This is a genomic window from Streptomyces sp. NPDC127068 (assembly GCF_042724695.1).
In the GTDB taxonomy this organism is placed as follows: domain Bacteria; phylum Actinomycetota; class Actinomycetes; order Streptomycetales; family Streptomycetaceae; genus Streptomyces.
In genome coordinates this window covers 1-18,011 of sequence record NZ_JBHXEN010000059.1, presented here as the reverse complement: position 1 = coordinate 18,011, position 18,011 = coordinate 1, and the positions used below count along the sequence as shown (strand labels likewise).

The window sequence follows — 18,011 nt, the reverse complement described above, 5'->3', positions numbered from 1 at the left end:
AGCGGCCCGACCCACAGCTGTGCGCGGGGCCGCGGGCGTAGGCTCGGACACAGATACACCAAGTGTCCGCACGCCACTTCGCGACTTTAAGGAACCACTGATGGAGCTCGGTCTCGTCGGCCTCGGCAAAATGGGCGGGAACATGCGCGAGCGCATCCGCCGCGCCGGCCACACCGTCATCGGATACGACCGCAACCCGGACCTCGCCGATGTCGACAGCCTCGAAGAGCTGGTGGGCAAGCTCAAGGGCCCGCGCGTGGTGTGGGTGATGGTCCCGGCGGGCGCCGCCACCCAGTCCACCATCGACGAGCTGGCCGCGCTGCTGGAGCCCGGCGACGTCGTGGTCGACGGCGGCAACTCCCGGTGGACGGACGACGAGAAGCACGCGGTGGAGCTGGGCCTCAAGGGCATCGGCTTCGTGGACTGCGGCGTCTCCGGCGGCGTCTGGGGCCTGGAGAACGGCTACGCGCTGATGTACGGCGGCGACAAGGAGAACGTCGCCAAGGTGCAGCCGGTCTTCGACGCGCTCAAGCCCGAGGGCGAGTTCGGCTCGGTCCACGCGGGCAAGGTCGGCGCCGGCCACTTCGCCAAGATGGTCCACAACGGCATCGAGTACGCCATGATGCAGGCGTACGCCGAGGGCTGGGAGCTGCTGGAGGCCGTGCAGTCGGTGACCGACGTGCGCGAGGTCTTCCGCTCCTGGCAGGAGGGCACCGTGATCCGCTCGTGGCTGCTCGACCTCGCCGTCAACGCCCTCGACGACGACGAGCACCTGGAAGGCCTCCGGGGCTACGCCCAGGACTCCGGCGAGGGCCGCTGGACGGTGGAGGCCGCCATCGACAACTCGGTGCCGCTGCCCGCGATCACCGCCTCGCTGTTCGCCCGCTTCGCCTCCCGGCAGGAGGACTCGCCGCAGATGAAGATGATCGCGGCGCTGCGCAACCAGTTCGGTGGCCACGCCGTCGAGAAGGCCTGACGAGGGCCCGGAACCGTCCCGGCCGCCCGAGCCGGGACGGTTGACGGCCCTGAGAACCGCCCCGCGCACCCGCGGGGGCACCACACCGAGGGAGGTCGGCCACGACCATGCACGTCACGCATCTGTCGCTGGCCGACTTCCGCTCGTACGCCGGGGTCGACGTGCCGCTCGACCCCGGCGTCACCGCGTTCGTGGGCCCCAACGGGCAGGGCAAGACCAATCTGGTCGAGGCCGTCGGCTATCTGGCGACGCTCGGCAGCCACCGCGTCTCCTCCGACGCGCCGCTGGTGCGCATGGGGGCCGAACGCGCAGTGGTGCGGGCCGCCGTCCGGCAGGGCGAGCGCCAGCAGCTCGTCGAACTGGAGATCAACCCGGGCCGCGCCAACCGCGCCCGGATCAACAGGTCCTCGCAGGTCAGGCCGCGGGACGTGCTGGGGATAGTCCGGACGGTGCTGTTCGCGCCGGAGGACCTCGCGCTGGTCAAGGGCGACCCCGGGGAGCGGCGGCGCTTCCTGGACGAGCTGATCACCGCCCGTTCGCCGCGTCTGGCCGGCGTCCGCTCCGACTACGACCGCGTCCTCAAGCAGCGCAACACCCTGCTGAAGTCCGCGGCGCTGGCCCGACGGCACGGCGGGCGCGGCACCGACCTGTCGACCTTGGACGTCTGGGACCAGCACCTCGCGCGCACCGGCGCCGAACTGCTCGCCCACCGGCTCGACCTGATCGCCTCCCTCCAGCCCCTCGCCGACAAGGCGTACGAACAGCTCGCCCCCGGCGGCGGCCCGCTCGCCCTGGAGTACAAGCCGTCCGCACCGGGCGACGGCCACACCCGCGAGGAACTGTACGAACAGTTGCTCGACGCGCTCGCCGAGGCCCGCAAGCAGGAGATCGAGCGGGGGATCACCCTCGCCGGACCGCACCGGGACGACCTGGTGCTGAAGCTGGGCCAGCTCCCCGCGAAGGGGTACGCCAGCCACGGGGAGTCCTGGTCGTACGCCCTGGCCCTGCGCCTCGCCTCGTACGACCTGCTGCGCGCGGAGGGCAACGAGCCGGTGCTCGTGCTGGACGACGTCTTCGCGGAACTCGACACCCGGCGCCGGGAACGACTCGCGGAGCTGGTCGCGCCGGGGGAGCAGGTCCTCGTGACGGCGGCGGTCGACGACGACGTGCCGGACGTCCTCACGGGCGTGCGGTACTCGGTGGCCGAGGGCGTGGTGGAGCGGCTGTGAACGGAATGGTCGGTCGTGGCCCGAGCGCCAGGAACAGTGGTACGGGTCCGGGGGACGCCGCGATCCCCGGACTGCCCGGGGTGCCCGGCGCGGGTTCCGTGGGGCCCCTGGGGGCCGCGGGAGCGCCGGTACCGCCGGCTCCGGCCGCGCCGAGCGGGGTCGACCTCGCCCGGGTGGCGCTGCGGGCGGCGAAGGAACAGGCCCGGGAGCGGGGCGACGCGGCGGCCCAGCGCAAGCAGGCCCGGCGCGGCGGTCTGCGCTCCGGCGCGCGGGCGGACGGGCGCGACCCCATGGCGCTGGGCGCGGCCATCAACCGGCTGATCACCGAACGCGGCTGGGAGACGCCGGCGGCGGTCGGCGGGGTCATGGGGCGCTGGCCGCAGATCGTCGGTGACGACCTGGCCAAGCACTGCGTGCCCCAGCGGTACGACGAGGACGAGCGGGTGCTGACCGTGCAGTGCGACTCGACCGCCTGGGCGACCCAGCTGCGGCTGCTGGCCCCGCAACTGGTGGCCCGGCTCAACGAGGACCTGGGACACGGCACCGTGAGACTGATCAAGGTCCTGGGTCCCGGTGGACCGGCCCGCCGGTTCGGTCCGCTGCGCGCGCCGGGCAGTACGGGCCCCGGCGACACCTACGGCTGACGCTCCGCACCCGCACCGTCAGGGTCGGCCCCGCCCGGATCCGGCCCCGTCGACCCGCCCGACGGCGGGCCCGGTGGTCGCGGCAGGGCGCGCGTCCTGCCCGGCGCGCCCGGGTCCCGGGCGGTTCCCGGCCCGGGCGGGCGCGGTCACGGTGCGGTGATCGTTCCGCCGTCGGTGCACCGACGGGCGGCGCTGCTGCTCCCGTCTCCCGGGCCGGTGATCGTTGCCGCTGGTGAGGGCCGTGCGGAGGGCGGCTCGACGGCTCCTCGGCGGTGCCCGCCCCCGCCCGTGCGGGCCCGTGCGGAACCCGTTGCTCCGCCGGCTCGACGGACGGTCGCTCGTGGTTGACGCCCCGAAGCGCTGAGTGCCGCTCAGGACCACTTGAGCCCCTGGGGCGCATATGGGGAGTCAGAAGAGACCGGTTCAGGGCGGCACATGCGGACTCAGGTACCGGCAAAGCCCCATCACTGTCAGCGCTACCGGTAGACTGGAGGACAATCCCGCCCCACTCGTGGGACACACACCGAGCAACGCTGATACAGGCTTACCAACGCAACACGCCGCAGCCGCTCCGGCCACTGCCGGGTGCCCGGCTCGTGCTGTGCCAGAAAGGGCGCTTCGTGGCCGATTCCGGCAACCCCAACGAGAACATCCCGTCCACCGGCATCGGCGACCCCGCCGATGCCGTTCAGGCCGATCAGTCCGTACCGGAAGCACCCGCGGTCCCCGAGCCGGCGACTCCCGAGTACGACGCGAGCGCGATCACCGTGCTCGAAGGCCTGGACGCCGTGCGCAAGCGCCCCGGCATGTACATCGGCTCCACCGGCGAGCGTGGTCTTCACCACCTCGTGCAGGAGGTCGTGGACAACTCCGTGGACGAGGCCCTGGCCGGTCACGCGGACACCATCGACGTCACGATCCTGCCCGACGGCGGGGTCCGGGTCATCGACAACGGTCGAGGCATCCCCGTCGACATCGTTCCGTCCGAGAACAAGCCGGCCGTCGAGGTCGTGCTGACCGTGCTGCACGCGGGCGGCAAGTTCGGCGGCGGCGGTTACGCGGTCTCCGGCGGTCTGCACGGTGTGGGTGTCTCCGTGGTGAACGCCCTGTCGACCAGGGTCGCCGTCGAGGTCAAGCGCGACGGACACCACTGGACGCAGGAGTACAAGCTGGGCGTCCCGACGGCACCGCTCGCGCGGGGCGCGGCCACCGAGGAGACGGGGACCTCCGTCACCTTCTGGGCCGACGGGGACATCTTCGAGACCACGGAGTACTCCTTCGAGACGCTGGCGCGGCGTTTCCAGGAGATGGCGTTCCTCAACAAGGGCTTGACGATCAAGCTCACCGACGAGCGCGACTCGGCGAAGGCGACCAGCGGCGCCGACACGGACCAGCCCAGTGACGACACCGAGGCGCAGGCGCGCACGGTGACGTACCACTACGAGGGCGGCATCGTCGACTTCGTGAAGTACCTCAACTCCCGCAAGGGCGAGGTGGTGCACGAGACCGTCATCGACATCGAGGCCGAGGACAAGGACAGGCTGCTGTCCCTTGAGGTCGCGATGCAGTGGAACAACGGTTACACCGAGGGCGTGTACTCCTTCGCCAACACCATCCACACCCATGAGGGCGGCACCCACGAGGAGGGCTTCCGCTCCGCGCTGACCGCGCTCATCAACCGGTACGCGCGCGACAAGAAGCTGCTGCGCGAGAAGGACGACAACCTCACGGGCGACGACATCCGCGAGGGTCTGACGGCGATCATCTCGGTGAAGCTCGGCGAGCCGCAGTTCGAGGGCCAGACCAAGACCAAGCTGGGCAACACCGAGGCCAAGACCTTCGTGCAGAAGGTCGTCAACCAGCACCTCGCCGACTGGCTGGACCGCAACCCCAACGAGGCCGCGGACATCATCCGCAAGTCGATCCAGGCGGCGACCGCCCGGGTGGCGGCCCGCAAGGCGCGCGACCTCACCCGTCGCAAGGGGCTGCTGGAGACGGCGTCGCTGCCCGGCAAGCTGTCCGACTGCCAGTCGAACGACCCCACCAGGTGCGAGATCTTCATCGTCGAGGGCGACTCCGCCGGCGGCTCGGCCAAGTCCGGCCGCGACCCGATGTACCAGGCCATCCTGCCGATCCGCGGCAAGATCCTGAACGTCGAGAAGGCCCGCATCGACAAGATCCTGCACAACCAGGAGATCCAGGCGCTCATCTCGGCCTTCGGCACCGGGGTCCACGAGGACTTCGCCATCGAGAAGCTGCGCTATCACAAGATCATCCTGATGGCGGACGCCGACGTCGACGGCCAGCACATCAACACCCTGCTGCTGACGTTCCTGTTCCGTTTCATGCGTCCGCTGGTCGAGGCCGGGCACGTCTTCCTGTCCCGCCCGCCCCTCTACAAGATCAAGTGGGGTCGGGACGACTTCGAGTACGCCTACTCGGACCGGGAGCGGGACGCCCTGATCGCGCTGGGCCGCCAGAACGGCAAGCGCATCCGGGAGGACTCGATCCAGCGCTTCAAGGGCCTCGGCGAGATGAACGCCGAGGAACTGCGCGTCACCACCATGGACGTCGAGCACCGCGTCCTCGGCCAGGTCACCCTGGACGACGCCGCCCAGGCCGACGACCTCTTCTCCGTCCTCATGGGCGAGGACGTCGAGGCCCGCCGCCAGTTCATCCAGCGCAACGCCAAGGACGTCCGCTTCCTCGACATCTGAGTCGGTCTCCGTCTGACCGCACAGAAAGGACCCGCACCAGCAATGACCGACCAGAACCCCGAAGGCACGCCCGAAGCCGAGGGCATCGTCATGCGCATCGAGCCCGTCGGGCTCGAAACGGAGATGCAGCGCTCGTACCTCGACTACGCGATGTCCGTCATCGTGTCGCGTGCGCTGCCCGACGTCCGCGACGGCCTCAAGCCCGTGCACCGCCGGGTGCTGTACGCGATGTACGACGGCGGGTACCGCCCCGAGAAGGGCTTCTACAAGTGCGCCCGCGTCGTCGGCGACGTCATGGGCAACTACCACCCGCACGGCGACTCCTCGATCTACGACGCGCTGGTCCGCCTCGCGCAGACGTGGTCGATGCGGATGCCGCTGGTGGACTCCAACGGGAACTTCGGCTCCCCGGGCAACGACCCGGCCGCCGCCATGCGCTACACCGAGTGCAAGATGGCGCCGCTGTCCATGGAGATGGTCCGGGACATCGACGAGGACACCGTCGACTTCACGGACAACTACGACGGCCGCTCCCAGGAACCGACCGTCCTGCCGGCCCGGTTCCCCAACCTGCTGATCAACGGCTCCGCGGGCATCGCGGTCGGCATGGCCACCAACATCCCGCCGCACAACCTGCGCGAGGTCGCGTCGGGCGCCCAGTGGTACCTGGAGCACCCCGAGGCCAGCCACGAGGAGCTGCTGGACGCGCTGATCGAGCGCATCAAGGGCCCCGACTTCCCGACCGGCGCCCTGGTGGTCGGCCGCAAGGGCATCGAGGAGGCGTACCGCACCGGTCGCGGCTCCATCACGATGCGCGCCGTGGTCGAGGTCGAGGAGATCCAGAACCGCCAGTGCCTGGTGGTCACCGAGCTGCCCTACCAGGTCAACCCGGACAACCTCGCCCAGAAGATCGCCGACCTGGTGAAGGACGGCAAGATCGGCGGCATCGCGGACGTCCGCGACGAGACCAGCTCCCGCACCGGGCAGCGCCTGGTGATCGTGCTCAAGCGGGACGCCGTCGCCAAGGTCGTCCTCAACAACCTCTACAAGCACACCGACCTCCAGACCAACTTCGGCGCCAACATGCTGGCCCTGGTCGACGGGGTGCCGCGCACGCTCTCGCTGGACGCGTTCATCCGCCACTGGGTGAACCACCAGATCGAGGTCATCGTCCGCCGGACCAAGTTCCGGCTGCGCAAGGCCGAGGAGCGCGCGCACATCCTGCGCGGTCTGCTGAAGGCCCTGGACGCCATCGACGAGGTCATCGCCCTCATCCGGCGCAGCGACACCGTCGACGTGGCGCGTTCGGGCCTGATGGGCCTCCTGGAGATCGACGAGATCCAGGCGAACGCCATCCTGGAGATGCAGCTGCGGCGCCTCGCCGCCCTGGAGCGCCAGAAGATCGTCCAGGAGCACGACGAGCTCCAGGCGAAGATCGCCGAGTACAACGCGATCCTCGCCTCGCCGGTTCGTCAGCGCGGCATCATCAGCGAGGAACTGGCCGCGATCGTCGAGAAGTTCGGCGACGACCGCCGCACCCAGCTGGTGCCCTTCGACGGTGACATGTCCATCGAGGACCTGATCGCCGAAGAGGACATCGTCGTCACCATCACGCGCGGCGGTTACGTCAAGCGCACCAAGACCGACGACTACCGCTCCCAGAAGCGCGGCGGCAAGGGCGTGCGCGGCACGAAGCTCAAGGAAGACGACATCGTCGACCACTTCTTCGTGTCGACCACCCACCACTGGCTGCTGTTCTTCACCAACAAGGGCCGCGTCTACCGCGCCAAGGCGTACGAGCTGCCCGACGTGGGCCGGGACGCGCGCGGTCAGCACGTGGCCAACCTGCTGGCCTTCCAGCCGGACGAGGCGATCGCGGAGATCCTCGCGATCCGCGACTACGAGGCCGCGCCCTACCTGGTCCTCGCGACCAAGGCCGGCCTGGTCAAGAAGACGCCGCTCAAGGACTACGACTCGCCCCGCTCCGGCGGTGTGATCGCGATCAACCTGCGCGAGACGGAGGGCAGCGGCGACGACGAGCTGATCGGCGCCGAACTGGTCTCGGCCGAGGACGACCTGCTGCTCATCAGCCGGAAGGCGCAGTCGATCAGGTTCACCGCGACGGACGAGGCGCTGCGCCCGATGGGCCGTGCCACCTCGGGTGTGAAGGGCATGAGTTTCCGCGAAGGCGACCAGCTGCTCTCGATGAATGTCGTCCGGCCCGGTACGTTCGTCTTCACCGCAACCGACGGCGGGTACGCGAAGCGCACCCCCGTCGACGAGTACCGCGTCCAGGGCCGCGGCGGCCTGGGCATCAAGGCCGCCAAGATCGTGGAGGACCGCGGTTCGCTGGTCGGTGCGCTGGTGGTCGAGGAGACGGACGAGATCCTCGCCATCACGCTCGGCGGCGGTGTGATTCGCACGCGAGTCAACGAGGTCAGGGAGACGGGCCGTGACACCATGGGCGTTCAACTGATCAACCTGGGCAAGCGCGACGCCGTCGTGGGCATCGCGCGCAACGCCGAGGCCGGTCGTGAGGCCGAGGAGGTCGACGGCGCGGACGCCGAGGACGGCGTGGGCGTCGAGACGACCGCCGAGGCTCCGGGGACCACCGGCGCGGACCAGGGCACGGACGAGGGCACGGTGCCCGCGGCCGAGTAGCGCGAGGAGTGTGACACGTGAGCGGAGCCACGGGCGCCGGGGCCGCGGGCCAGGTGGGACCGACCGGGGCCGCGGGCGCCGGATCCACCGGCGCACGCGCCGCCTCGAAGGGCGGCGCCCGGGGCTCCGCCGCGGGTTCTCCCGCCTCTGACGAATCCCATGTCTCCCAGGGGGGAACAGTGACGGACACCCGAGGTCCGCGGACCCAGTCGTACGACGGGCCCGGCGGGGCCCAGGAGGGCGCTGAGGGCGCCCTCCCGGGCGAACGGCTCCAGCAGCCCGCCGGCCAGCCCTACCACCCGCCCCAGGCGTACCAGACGCCCCCTGCGGGCGGCGTGCGCAAGCCGCGCACGGGGGCGCGTACGGAACCCCGTACGCGCAAGGCGCGGCTGCGGGTCTCCAAGGCCGACCCGTGGTCGGTGATGAAGGTCAGCTTCCTGCTGTCCATCGCCCTCGGCATCTGCACGATCATCGCCGCGGCGGTGCTGTGGATGGTCATGGACGCGATGGGCGTCTTCTCGACCGTCGGCGGGACGATCTCGGAGGCCACGGGCTCCAACGAGTCGAACGGCTTCGACCTCCAGTCGTTCCTGTCGCTGCCGCGCGTCCTGATGTTCACCAGCATCATCGCCATCATCGACGTGGTCCTCGCGACCGCGTTGGCCACGCTCGGGGCGTTCATCTACAACCTGTCCGCGGGCTTCGTCGGCGGTATCGAGCTGACGCTCGCCGAGGACGAGTAGGTCGGACCGTACGGTCCCGCGAGCCGGTGTGCACGGGCCCCGCAGGGGGCCCGACCATCGATTTTGGGACTGGGCGCGACGTGCGCTAATCTTCAGAGGTCAGCGCGCAGCGCGGAGGGGCTATAGCTCAGTTGGTTAGAGCGCATCCCTGATAAGGATGAGGCCACAGGTTCAAATCCTGTTAGCCCCACAGTGGCCGGAAGGCCGACCGAACGCCTGGTGGATCGTGAAGATCCGCCGGGCGTTTCTGCTTGCCCGGGTGTCCCGTGCGTCGAGGTGTTCCGTGCACCGGGGCGTTCCGGCCGGTGGCGGGTGTCCGCGGACATGCGGAAAGCGCGTCCCGGTCAAGGACGCGTGGCGGGGGCCCGGAGGCGCACGGCGGGGTGCGGTGGCTCGTCGCCGGATCGGCGAGGGCGCTGCCGCGGGGGCCGTGTTCGTGTTCGGTGCTTCGGCGGGTCGGTGGGTGACCCCGTGGAATCGTCTACGGGGGCGGGTGCGCTTGGGGGCGTACCGGTTGCTCTGGTTGCTCTGGACGGACCGGGTGGATCGGGTGGTGCGGTGGGGGAACCGTCCGGCCGTGGGTGTGCAGCGCGTGCCGTACGGGTGGGTGCGGGTACGGGGGCCGGGCGTCGTGACCGTACGGGCTGGTCGGTGCTCTCCCGTATCGGAGGTGACGCGGCCTCAGGACGCACGCCCGGGTGGTGCGGTTCGGACGGGTGGTGCGGTTCGGTCAGCGCGGTCGTGGCGACGGTCTGCGGCTCCGCGGGGCGGGGCCGTGGTCTCCGTACGCCGGGGGACCGGGCGCGGTGCAACGCGTTCACGGGACCCGGTGGGGTCCTCGTACCGTCGCGGTCGGTTCCGTTCCTCGTCGCGGGCGGTCGGGTCCATCGTCGGACGGGACGCCGGGTGCGGACGAGCGCGCGGGTGCCGTTCAGCGGAGGGACGGCAGGCTCGGTGCCGGGGCGACGGGTGCGCTGCCCGGGGTGAACGAGGCGGGGCCGGTGTCCGGGCGGCCGTGGTGGCTGCTGGCGGCGTGGCCGGAGGTGTGGCCCGAGGTGTGGCCGGCGGCGTGGCCGTGCGGGCGGGTGTGGGGGCCGGTGTGCGTGGTGGGTCCGGCTGCGCCGTGGGCGTGTTCCTGCGCCGTGGTGGGTGCGCCGGCCGGTACCGGCGGGGACGCATGGCCGCCGTGCGACTCCAGAGTGGCGTTCACCATCTCCGTCAGTGCCGCGTCGGAGTCCGGCGACGGTGCGCAGTGCCGGCAACTGGGCGAGGACCCGTGTGCCTCGGCGCGGATGCGCTGCTTCATCGTCGGTGGGAGGGACCTCGCGTACCGCGGGGGCGCGGCGACGGGGACCCGGGCTTCCCGGACGGCCGGGGTGCTGTTGCTGGACCCGCTGGTCTGGTGTACCGGGGCGGCAGCGGCGGGGGATGCGAACCCCAGGGCGGCGAGCACGGCGACGACGGCGGTGATGAGTGCCGTCCACAGCGCCATGACCTTGTTCTTGGCCATGATTCCCTCACTTTCGGGTTGGGCGATTTGCGTACTTTCCTCATCATGTGTATGTGGGTCCGGGAGTGAAGGACCGACGGGGGTGGCGCGTTGATCTTCAGATGAACACCACACGGATGGGGGTATTCGTCCGGAAAAGTGGACCGAGGAGGCGAAAGTCACCATGTGCTCCGACCGGCCGGAGTGCCTCCGTCCACTCGCCGTCGTTGCTCGAACGGTGTCCGGGGCGGGAGTTGGCCCCCTCCCGGCAGGTCACTGATCGATATCGGCCGGTGTGTATAGTCGGGCGCCAGAGGTCCCCTTACGTCAAGGAAAGACGAGGTCGCGCGGTGAAGAAGCTTCTCCTGGTCGCACTGGCCGCTATCGGCGGGCTCCTCGTGTACCGCCAGATCCAGGCGGATCGCGCCGAGCAGGATCTGTGGACGGAGGCGACCGACTCCGTGCCCACGGGTTCGTGATCAACAACACCCTTCACTCCGAAGGCCCCGGCCGCCCGAGCGGCCGGGGCCTTCGTGCGTTCCGGCGGGTCAGCCCCCCGGTGCGCGTACGGGACGGCACGGCAGTCGGGACGACCAGGACGGACGAGGGGTGGGCGCGTGATGGCGCGGCCGGTGGGTCAGCTAGGTCGAGGGGTCCGGGGGGCGCTGGCCGCGGGGGCGGCGCTGTGCGCGGTGGCGGCGGTCTCGACGCCCGGCACCGCCGCGGCGGACGGGCGACCACCCTCGTACGCCTTCGACGAGGACGCCCAGCGGGTCGAGGGAGCGCTTGACACCACCAGGGCCCTGCGCCTGACCCCCGGGAAGACGTACCGGAGCACGGTGCCACGGGCGGGCAAGCTGTACTACCGGTTGGAGCTGGGGGCGCGGGAGAGCGCGTACGTGTCGGCGACGGTCGTGCCCACCACCGGGGCGAAGGTCTCCTTCAAGGACGGCTACTCCATCGCCGTGCAGGACGACAACGGCATCAACTGCTCCGCCGACCGGGCGCGTTTCGGCTCCTCGACGAGTCCCCGTCCGCTGACCGCCTGGGCGGCCCGGCGGGCCGGGGCGAGCACCCTCAGCTGCAAGCGGGCGGGCACGTACTACGTGGTGGTCGAACGGCAGAGCGAGGAGGCGTCGCCCCGGGACCCGTGGGACCTCGAACTCCGCTTCTCCATGGAACCCGCGCTGCGCGGCCCCGCCCCCAGCGCCACCCCGACGGCCTGGCCGTCCGACCCGCCCGCGCCCCTGACCGGAACCCCGGAGGAACGCGAGGGCGGCACCGGGTTCAGCGCCGCGCCGCGCCTCGACCAGGGGGTCTGGCGCGACCGCATCCGGCCCGGACAGACGCTCTACTACTGGGTGCCCGTCGACTGGGGACAGCAACTGACCGCGGAGGTCGAACTGGGCTCGGCCACCGACAGCGGCTCCGGGGGCGGCGGCGGTCGCGGACTGGGCAGGTACGTGCCCTCCGCGCTGGGCGTCTCCCTCTTCAATCCGGCCCGCGGCCCCGTCGACCAGGCCCAGAGCACCTACGACGGCCGACAGAAGGAGGTGGTCATCGGGCCGCTCCCACCGGTGCGGTACGAGAACCGGTACGCGGTGTCCGACGAGGTCAGCGGGATGCGGTTCAGCGGGCGGTACTACCTGGCGGTGCATCTGAGCCGGGCCGTCGCCGAGCGCTTCGGGGACGGCCCGCTCGGGCTGACGCTCCGGGTGGGCGTCCGGGGCAACCCCGGCGCGGGCGGCTCGGAGTCCACGTACGACGGGCAGCCGCTGCCCGCCGACGAGTTCGGGGTCGTCGCCGCGGCGGAGCCGGTCCGTCGGGAGGGCGACGGGGGCACCGGGACCGGGTTCGCCCGGGGACCGGTGATGAAGACGGTGGCCGCCGGGGCCTTCACCGCGGGAACGGCACTGGTGCTGCTGCTCGTGGTGTGGACGGTGGTGGCGCGGCGCCGGGCCGCCGGCGGCAAGGGCCCCGGCCGCGCCGGCACCGACGGTGACCCGGAGGCCGGGGCGGAAGCCGGTACGGGGTCCCGGGTCGGTTCGGGCCGCTGACCGCCGGGCCGCTCGGGTGGGTCGGCCGGGTCGCCGGGTCGTGGGCCGGCGACCCGGTGGGGCGTCAGATGCGGCCCAGGGCCCAGATGCCGACCGCGAAACAGAGCAGGGCCAGGGCGAGCACCGGGAACGTCACCTTCGGGGGCGGCCCCGGTCGACGACGACGGCGGTGTCCCGGGGGCGGAGCGGTCACCGGGCGCGCGGCCCGGACGGCGCCGGCGGTGTACGGGGCGGTGGCCGCCGGCTCCCCGTGCCCCCGCGCGGTGTCCGCTCCGGCGAACGCGACCGGATCGGTGAGGTGCGTGGCGTACCCGGGGGGTACGGGGTACGCGGCGAGCGGGGAGTAAGGGGGGTAGCCGGCGGGGGTCGTCCGGTACGGGGTGTCGGGACCGGGCGCGGCCGGGAACTCGTGGTGGGGCGCGGACTGCGGGGGTTCCTGCGGGCGCGGCGGAGGGGGGTCCTGGGTGGACGGGAGCTGCGGGTAGTAGGGCGTGTGGGCCGGTACGGGCGGGGCGGACGCCGATCCCGTGGACGGCTGTCCGGTGGACGGTTCCGACGGGGGCGGTGCGGTGGGAGGCGGGGGCGGGAGGTGGAAGCTGCCCGTTGCGGACCCGGCGGGCCGCGCCCCCGGTACCGCGGGGGGTGTCGGGGGAGCGGGCGCCGGGGCCGGTGGGGGTGGGTAGGGGGCGGACGCCGGAGGAGCGGGCGGCGGTGTTCCGGGGCCGGTGGGGGTGGGGCCGGCGCCCGGTACCGCTGCCGAGTCGGTGGGGGGAGGGGAAGCGGGGGTCGGACGGGGGTCGGGGGTGTGGCCGGTGTGCGAACGGCTGGCGGTGTGCAGGTCACCGGGCTGGTGCAGGGCGTGGGGGGCGCCCTTCGCACGGACCTCGGGACCCTCGGGGCCGAAACCGGTCGGCAACGGCCCGATCTGGTCGAACACCTCCACCAGTTCGTCGTCGGGGCCGGGCTCCGGCAGCATCTCGGCGGCCGACACCAGGGCCTTGCGGGCGCCGGTCGCCGTACGGAACCGGGCCTGCGGATCGGGCTGGAGGAGCCCGGCGACCACCTGCCACAGGGGTTCGTCGACGTCGCGCGGCGCGGTGGGGGTGCCGTGCGCGGCGAAGTGTTCGATCAGTGCCTTGGCGTCGGGCTTGGCCCCTTGGAGCAGGTAGAGGGCGACCAGCCCCACGGCGAAGAGGTCCGCGGGGAAGTCCGGCTCGGCACCCAGCATTTGCTCGGGTGCGAAGTAGCCTGGGGTGCCCACCACGTAGTCGGTCTCGGTGAGCCGGGGCTCTCCCTTGCGCATGGAGATGCCGAAGTCGGACAGCCGCAGGTGCGGCCGTCCGGACCCGGTCGCCTCCAGCAGCACGTTGGCCGGCTTGATGTCCCGGTGCACGACGCCCTCGGCGTGGACGGCGGCGAGCCCGGAGAGCAGCTGGTCGAGGAGGGTGCACACGAAACGGGGCGGCAACGGGCCGTAGTCCCCGATCAGATGGGCCAGCGAGCCGCCGGCGACGAGGTCCATGGTGAACAGGACCTTGTCGTCGTCGGCGGCCCAACTGGCGGGAGCGAGCACATGCGGATGGTCGATGCGGAGCGCCTGCTCACGCACGAAGCGCAACAACGTGTGCGCATCGCTCTGTTGCAGGACCTTGGCGGCGACGTACCGGCGCCGCCGGTGGTCCCAGGCGCGCCAGACCGCGCCCACTCCCCCGCGTCCGATCGGATCGACCAGTTCGTACCGGCCGGCGAAGACCTCGCCCATCGTCGTGTGCCGCTCCCCGTGATGTGCCTCCGGCTGAGCCTCGGCTCAGCTCTGGTGTGCCTGATAGTGGGCGACCGCGTCCGCGGTGCGTCCGGCTCCGTACACGCGCAGGAACTCCGCCAGTTCGGGGTGGGTGGAGGCGAGGGAGTCCGCCGCGTTGATGATGTCGCCCGCCGCCGCCACCGAACGCAGCAGGGACTGGATCTCGCGGACGACCCGCTTGACGGTGGGCGCTCCCGAACTGCTGGTCGTCTGGGAGGTGTTGCTCAGTACGGAACCGCCCTGGGACTTCTTGATCTCGTCCATCCGCTCGGTGGCTTCGGCGGCGCTGACGCTGCCGTCGGCCACCTGGGCGGCGAGGTCCTGGAGCAGTTGCACGCGCTGGACGACCGCGGGGTTGCCGATCTTGGCGCGCTGCCCGCTCATCAGCTGGGACAGCATCGGCGCCGAGAGTCCGAGGACCCCGGCCAGCCGGGCCTGGTTGAGCCCGAGATCCTCGATGAGCCTACGGAAGAGCGCCCCCAACGGCTCCCCGTACCAGTTCCGCTGAAGCTCCCTCGCTCTGGCAGTGGCTTCCTGCTGTGCGGCGTCCATTGCGTCTCCCCATCGCTTCCCCAAGAACCGCGGTTCGCTGTCGCGAAGCGCGTGCGAGCATCCTACGGAGAGTGGTCGTACACGGGGACCCCAATCCTTTTGCGGGATCCGGGGGGTAACCCGGTACCCTGTTCAACGACGCGGACTCGCCCCACCAGGCGATCCGCATCCCTTTCGGGGCCTTAGCTCAGTTGGTAGAGCGCTGTCTTTGCATGGCAGATGTCAGGGGTTCGACTCCCCTAGGCTCCACAGCTGAGAAACCCCCTCCACCTGCGGAAACGCAGGGGGAGGGGGTTTTTCCATGCGGGCTCAACGAGTGGGCAGGCCGTCGCGCAGGGCCTCGCCCAGCCGCTTCGCGCCCTCCTTGAGTTCTGCGTGGTCGGCGGTGGCGGCGAAACCGACCCGCAGGTGGGGCGCGGGTGGCTCGGCGGCGAAGTAGCGCCCGCCCGCGCTCACGGTGACCCGGTGCCGGCGGGCTGCGGCGGCGACCGCGGTGTCGTCCGTGTGGTCGGGCAGCCTGATCCACAGGTGCAGGCCGCCCGCGGGCACGCCGGTCAGCACGCAGTCCGGCGCTTCACGGGCGACCGCCGCGGCCAGCAGGGCGCAGCGCTCGCGCAGCTCTTCCGACAGGCTGCGCAGATGCCGGTCCCAGGACGGCGAACTGACCAGTTCCAGCGCGGCCTCCTGAAGGGGCCTCGTCACGAAGAAGTCGTCGACGAGCCGGACGGCCCGCAGCCGCTCCCTCACCGGACCCCGTGCGATCAACGCACCGATCCGCAGGCTCGGAGCCACCGGTTTGGTCAGTGAGGTGACCTGGATGACGGTGCCGTCGCGGTCCTCACTGATCAGCGGGGCGGGCGGCCGGCCGCCGTGTCCCAGGTGCCGCGCGAAATCGTCCTCCACGACGAAGGCGCCCGCCGCCCGTGCCACGTCCAGCACCTGCCGGCGCCGCTCGGGCGGCAGGACGCTGCCGGTCGGATTGTGGAAGGTGGGCTGGCAGTACAGCAGGCGGGCGCCGGTCATCGCGAAGGCGTCGGCCAGCAGATCGGGGCGGATGCCGTCCTGGTCGACGGGTACGGGCACGGGCCGCAGCCCCGCCGCGCTCGCCGCGGCGAGCGCGCCCGGATAGGTGGGCGACTCCACGAGCACGGGGCTGCCCGGTCCGGCGACGGCCCGGAACACGACCGACAGGGCGCTCTGGCCGCCCGCGGTGATCAGGACGTCGTCCGGCCGCACTCCCGCTCCGGTCAGGTCGGCGAACGCGGCGCGCAGTGCGGGCAGGCCGGTGGCCGGAGCACGGTCCCAGGCGTCCGGCCGGCGGGCGGCCCGCGCCAGCGCGGCGCTCAGGGTGCGGGTCGGCTGGAGGGAACGGTGGATGTAGCCGCCGTCCATCGTGATGCTGCCCGCCGGCGGGGGCGGGGAGTCGTGGATCGTGCGGGTGTCGACGGTGCGGTCGGTGAGCGCGACCGTCTGCCACCCGGTGTCGGCGGCTTCCGCGCGGGCCGGGGTCCGCGGTGCGACGTAGGTGCCGCTGCCCGGCCGCGTGACCACGGCGCCCTCCGCGGCGAGCAGGGCGATGGCGCGGGCGACGGTGGCGGGTCCCACGTGGTACCGCTCGATCAACTGGCGGCTGCTGGGCAGCCGGTCGCCGGTGGACAGCCCGGTGACCAGCTCGCGGAGCTCGGCCGCCAACCCATGTGAAGTGCTACCGCTGGACATGGTGAAGCATGGTAGTGCTACGGGTGTGTGGCCGGCGCGCTGCGGGTGCCTGCGGGTCGGTCTTCGGGTGATCGCGGTGAGGGATGAGGAGGCGAAGGCGGCCTCGGCCTTGTTGATGGGTGCTGGTCTGCATGGTCACCAGTACGCCATCGACGCAGCCGTGGCCGAGGCTGCCCTGCGGCAGCAACGCCCAGTGGTCATGCTGACGTCTGACATCGACGCCATGGTCAAGCTGTGTGGCGATCAGGTGCGGCTCGTTGCGGTGTGATCCGCTTTCGTTGCGTGAAACACCCGTCCGGTGACGTTTCGCGGGGCCGCGCGCTGTTTCACGTGAAACGCCCCACGGGCGGCCCGGGTCGAGAGGAGCCGGGCACCCGTGGGGCGTTTCGCTGGACGTTCTGCGGAGGCGTGCCGCGTGCTGTGCGGGCCTGGCGCCCTCGCACGGACCGGTCAATCGCGTTCCGGGGCGTCGGACGAGGCGTCCGCCTGGGCCTGCTTGGCCTCCACCTCCGGATCGAGCGCGGACGGGGAACCGTCCACCGCGTTCAGGGAGCCGACCGACTCGGCCACCTCCGTGGCCGCGGGCGGCTCCACCAGCCAGTCCGGGTTGGCCTGCTTGTCCCACCAGCGCCAGAGGGCGAACGCGGCACCGGCGGTCACTCCCAGGACGAGGAGACCCTTGCCGACGCGTCCCGCGCGGGCGCGGCGTTCCTGCTTGCGCAGCAGCGCCCGTACTTCTTCCGCCGACACCTGTCCCCGCAGGGCTGCGAGGGCGGCCAGCCCCCGGGAAGCGGCCTCGTCCCGTACCGGACCTGCGGCTGCCACGGCCTGTTCGATGCGGGGCCGGGAGTAGTCGGCCGCCTGGCGGGCGGCGAGGCGGGTGCGGACGGCCGCCTCGTGGGCGGCGTGGTCGACCTTCGGCGGTACATGGGTGCGGGCCTGCTCGATCCGGGGCGCCACATGCGCTTCGTACTGGACACGAGCCTGTTCGGTGGCCTGCTGCGCAGCGTGGGACACCTTGGGTGCCAGTCGAACCCGAGCCTCCTGGGCGTAGTGCACAGCCCGGTCCTTGGCTGTGTCGGCGTAGGGCGCCACCACTTCCGCGGCGTGCAGCACGCTGTCCTTCGCCGAACCGGTCGCGGCGCGCACGCTCTCGATGCGGGTCACGGGAACCTCCTCCTCGGTGGCGTACGTCAGTACCGGGGGTGTCCCCGGCAAGTCATCGTTCACCTTTCCACCCTTTTGAGGATCATGCCTGCCGTCCCACGCCACGGCATGTGAGGAAGCGCATCCGGGTCACACCGGTGGCCGTGCATCCCGAGCGGAGGAGGGGTAGGGAGGGAGCACGAGCCGGAGCCTGCGTCGCCCGCGGTGGGGCGCCGCACAGGAGCGTATACACAAATGACGCTGCCGACCAGTT

The 18,011-nt window shown here is 71.7% G+C and carries 14 protein-coding genes and 2 tRNA genes; 11 read left to right on the top strand and 5 right to left on the bottom strand.

Annotated elements, in window-relative coordinates:
• The first annotated feature begins 100 nt into the window (after positions 1-100).
• From gnd to ACFWIA_RS29440, 7 genes are all read left to right on the top strand, one after another.
• On the top strand, positions 101-976 hold the full coding sequence (gnd, locus tag ACFWIA_RS29470; protein ID WP_387010288.1) for a phosphogluconate dehydrogenase (NAD(+)-dependent, decarboxylating): 876 nt from the start codon (positions 101-103) through the stop codon (positions 974-976).
• A 107-nt stretch (positions 977-1,083) separates the two neighbouring features.
• Positions 1,084-2,205, top strand: a complete 1,122-nt coding sequence (gene recF, locus ACFWIA_RS29465) for a DNA replication/repair protein RecF (RefSeq protein WP_387010286.1) — start codon at positions 1,084-1,086, stop codon at positions 2,203-2,205.
• A gap of 5 nt (positions 2,206-2,210) precedes the next feature.
• The gene (locus tag ACFWIA_RS29460; RefSeq protein WP_387010323.1) at positions 2,211-2,849 is read left to right on the top strand and encodes a DUF721 domain-containing protein; all 639 of its coding nucleotides are present in this window, start codon (positions 2,211-2,213) and stop codon (positions 2,847-2,849) included.
• 596 nt (positions 2,850-3,445) lie between these two features.
• Complete coding sequence (gene gyrB, locus ACFWIA_RS29455) at positions 3,446-5,566, top strand: DNA topoisomerase (ATP-hydrolyzing) subunit B (RefSeq protein ID WP_387010284.1); 2,121 nt, start codon at positions 3,446-3,448, stop codon at positions 5,564-5,566.
• A 42-nt stretch (positions 5,567-5,608) separates the two neighbouring features.
• Positions 5,609-8,227, top strand: coding sequence for a DNA gyrase subunit A (gene gyrA / locus ACFWIA_RS29450; protein WP_387010282.1), 2,619 nt, complete (start codon positions 5,609-5,611; stop codon positions 8,225-8,227).
• Positions 8,228-8,244: 17 nt separating this feature from the next.
• Positions 8,245-8,970 carry a DUF3566 domain-containing protein gene (locus tag ACFWIA_RS29445; protein ID WP_387010280.1) on the top strand — a complete coding sequence of 242 codons (726 nt, stop codon included), beginning with the start codon at positions 8,245-8,247 and terminating at the stop codon, positions 8,968-8,970.
• Between the two features lie 116 nt (positions 8,971-9,086).
• Positions 9,087-9,160: transfer RNA gene (locus tag ACFWIA_RS29440), tRNA-Ile, on the top strand.
• A 741-nt stretch (positions 9,161-9,901) separates the two neighbouring features.
• Here the strand turns inward: ACFWIA_RS29440 and ACFWIA_RS29435 are convergent.
• Positions 9,902-10,480 (bottom strand): DUF6344 domain-containing protein, encoded by a 579-nt coding sequence (locus tag ACFWIA_RS29435; RefSeq protein ID WP_387010279.1) that lies wholly within the window; start codon positions 10,478-10,480, stop codon positions 9,902-9,904.
• 329 nt (positions 10,481-10,809) lie between these two features.
• Between ACFWIA_RS29435 and ACFWIA_RS29430 the strand changes: the two genes are divergently transcribed.
• Positions 10,810-10,938, top strand: coding sequence for a DLW-39 family protein (locus tag ACFWIA_RS29430; RefSeq protein ID WP_003999697.1), 129 nt, complete (start codon positions 10,810-10,812; stop codon positions 10,936-10,938).
• 141 nt (positions 10,939-11,079) lie between these two features.
• A complete protein-coding gene (locus ACFWIA_RS29425) occupies positions 11,080-12,516 on the top strand; it encodes a hypothetical protein (protein WP_387010277.1) in 1,437 nt (478 codons plus the stop codon).
• 64 nt (positions 12,517-12,580) lie between these two features.
• On the opposite strand, the gene ACFWIA_RS29420 is transcribed toward ACFWIA_RS29425, so the two are convergent.
• Both ACFWIA_RS29420 and ACFWIA_RS29415 read right to left on the bottom strand, forming a co-directional pair.
• Positions 12,581-14,278, bottom strand: a complete 1,698-nt coding sequence (locus tag ACFWIA_RS29420) for a protein kinase (protein ID WP_387010275.1) — start codon at positions 14,276-14,278, stop codon at positions 12,581-12,583.
• Between the two features lie 45 nt (positions 14,279-14,323).
• On the bottom strand, positions 14,324-14,872 hold the full coding sequence (locus ACFWIA_RS29415) for a helix-turn-helix domain-containing protein (protein WP_385489296.1): 549 nt from the start codon (positions 14,870-14,872) through the stop codon (positions 14,324-14,326).
• Between the two features lie 176 nt (positions 14,873-15,048).
• Between ACFWIA_RS29415 and ACFWIA_RS29410 the strand changes: the two genes are divergently transcribed.
• Positions 15,049-15,121, top strand: a tRNA-Ala gene (locus tag ACFWIA_RS29410).
• Between the two features lie 60 nt (positions 15,122-15,181).
• On the opposite strand, the gene ACFWIA_RS29405 is transcribed toward ACFWIA_RS29410, so the two are convergent.
• On the bottom strand, positions 15,182-16,591 hold the full coding sequence (locus ACFWIA_RS29405) for a PLP-dependent aminotransferase family protein (protein WP_387010273.1): 1,410 nt from the start codon (positions 16,589-16,591) through the stop codon (positions 15,182-15,184).
• Here ACFWIA_RS29405 and ACFWIA_RS29400 point away from each other — a divergent pair.
• Complete coding sequence (locus ACFWIA_RS29400) at positions 16,524-16,859, top strand: DNA-binding protein (RefSeq protein ID WP_387010271.1); 336 nt, start codon at positions 16,524-16,526, stop codon at positions 16,857-16,859. The genes ACFWIA_RS29405 and ACFWIA_RS29400 overlap by 68 nt on opposite strands.
• Before the next feature lie 182 nt (positions 16,860-17,041).
• Here the strand turns inward: ACFWIA_RS29400 and ACFWIA_RS29395 are convergent, their stop codons facing one another.
• Positions 17,042-17,758, bottom strand: a complete 717-nt coding sequence (locus tag ACFWIA_RS29395) for a DUF5324 family protein (RefSeq protein ID WP_387010322.1) — start codon at positions 17,756-17,758, stop codon at positions 17,042-17,044.
• Positions 17,759-18,011 lie beyond the last annotated feature (253 nt).

Excerpts from the sequence above, each read along its gene's own strand:
- gnd (WP_387010288.1), top strand. The coding sequence starts at position 101 with ATGGAGCTCGGTCTCGTCGGCCTCGGCAAAATGGGCGGGAACATGCGC.
- recF (WP_387010286.1), top strand. The coding sequence starts at position 1,084 with ATGCACGTCACGCATCTGTCGCTGGCCGACTTCCGCTCGTACGCCGGG.
- ACFWIA_RS29460 (WP_387010323.1), top strand. The coding sequence starts at position 2,211 with ATGGTCGGTCGTGGCCCGAGCGCCAGGAACAGTGGTACGGGTCCGGGG.
- gyrA (WP_387010282.1), top strand. The coding sequence starts at position 5,609 with ATGACCGACCAGAACCCCGAAGGCACGCCCGAAGCCGAGGGCATCGTC.
- ACFWIA_RS29435 (WP_387010279.1), bottom strand. The coding sequence starts at position 10,480 with ATGGCCAAGAACAAGGTCATGGCGCTGTGGACGGCACTCATCACCGCC.
- ACFWIA_RS29425 (WP_387010277.1), top strand. The coding sequence starts at position 11,080 with ATGGCGCGGCCGGTGGGTCAGCTAGGTCGAGGGGTCCGGGGGGCGCTG.
- ACFWIA_RS29420 (WP_387010275.1), bottom strand. The coding sequence starts at position 14,278 with ATGGGCGAGGTCTTCGCCGGCCGGTACGAACTGGTCGATCCGATCGGA.
- ACFWIA_RS29415 (WP_385489296.1), bottom strand. The coding sequence starts at position 14,872 with ATGGACGCCGCACAGCAGGAAGCCACTGCCAGAGCGAGGGAGCTTCAG.
- ACFWIA_RS29405 (WP_387010273.1), bottom strand. The coding sequence starts at position 16,591 with ATGTCCAGCGGTAGCACTTCACATGGGTTGGCGGCCGAGCTCCGCGAG.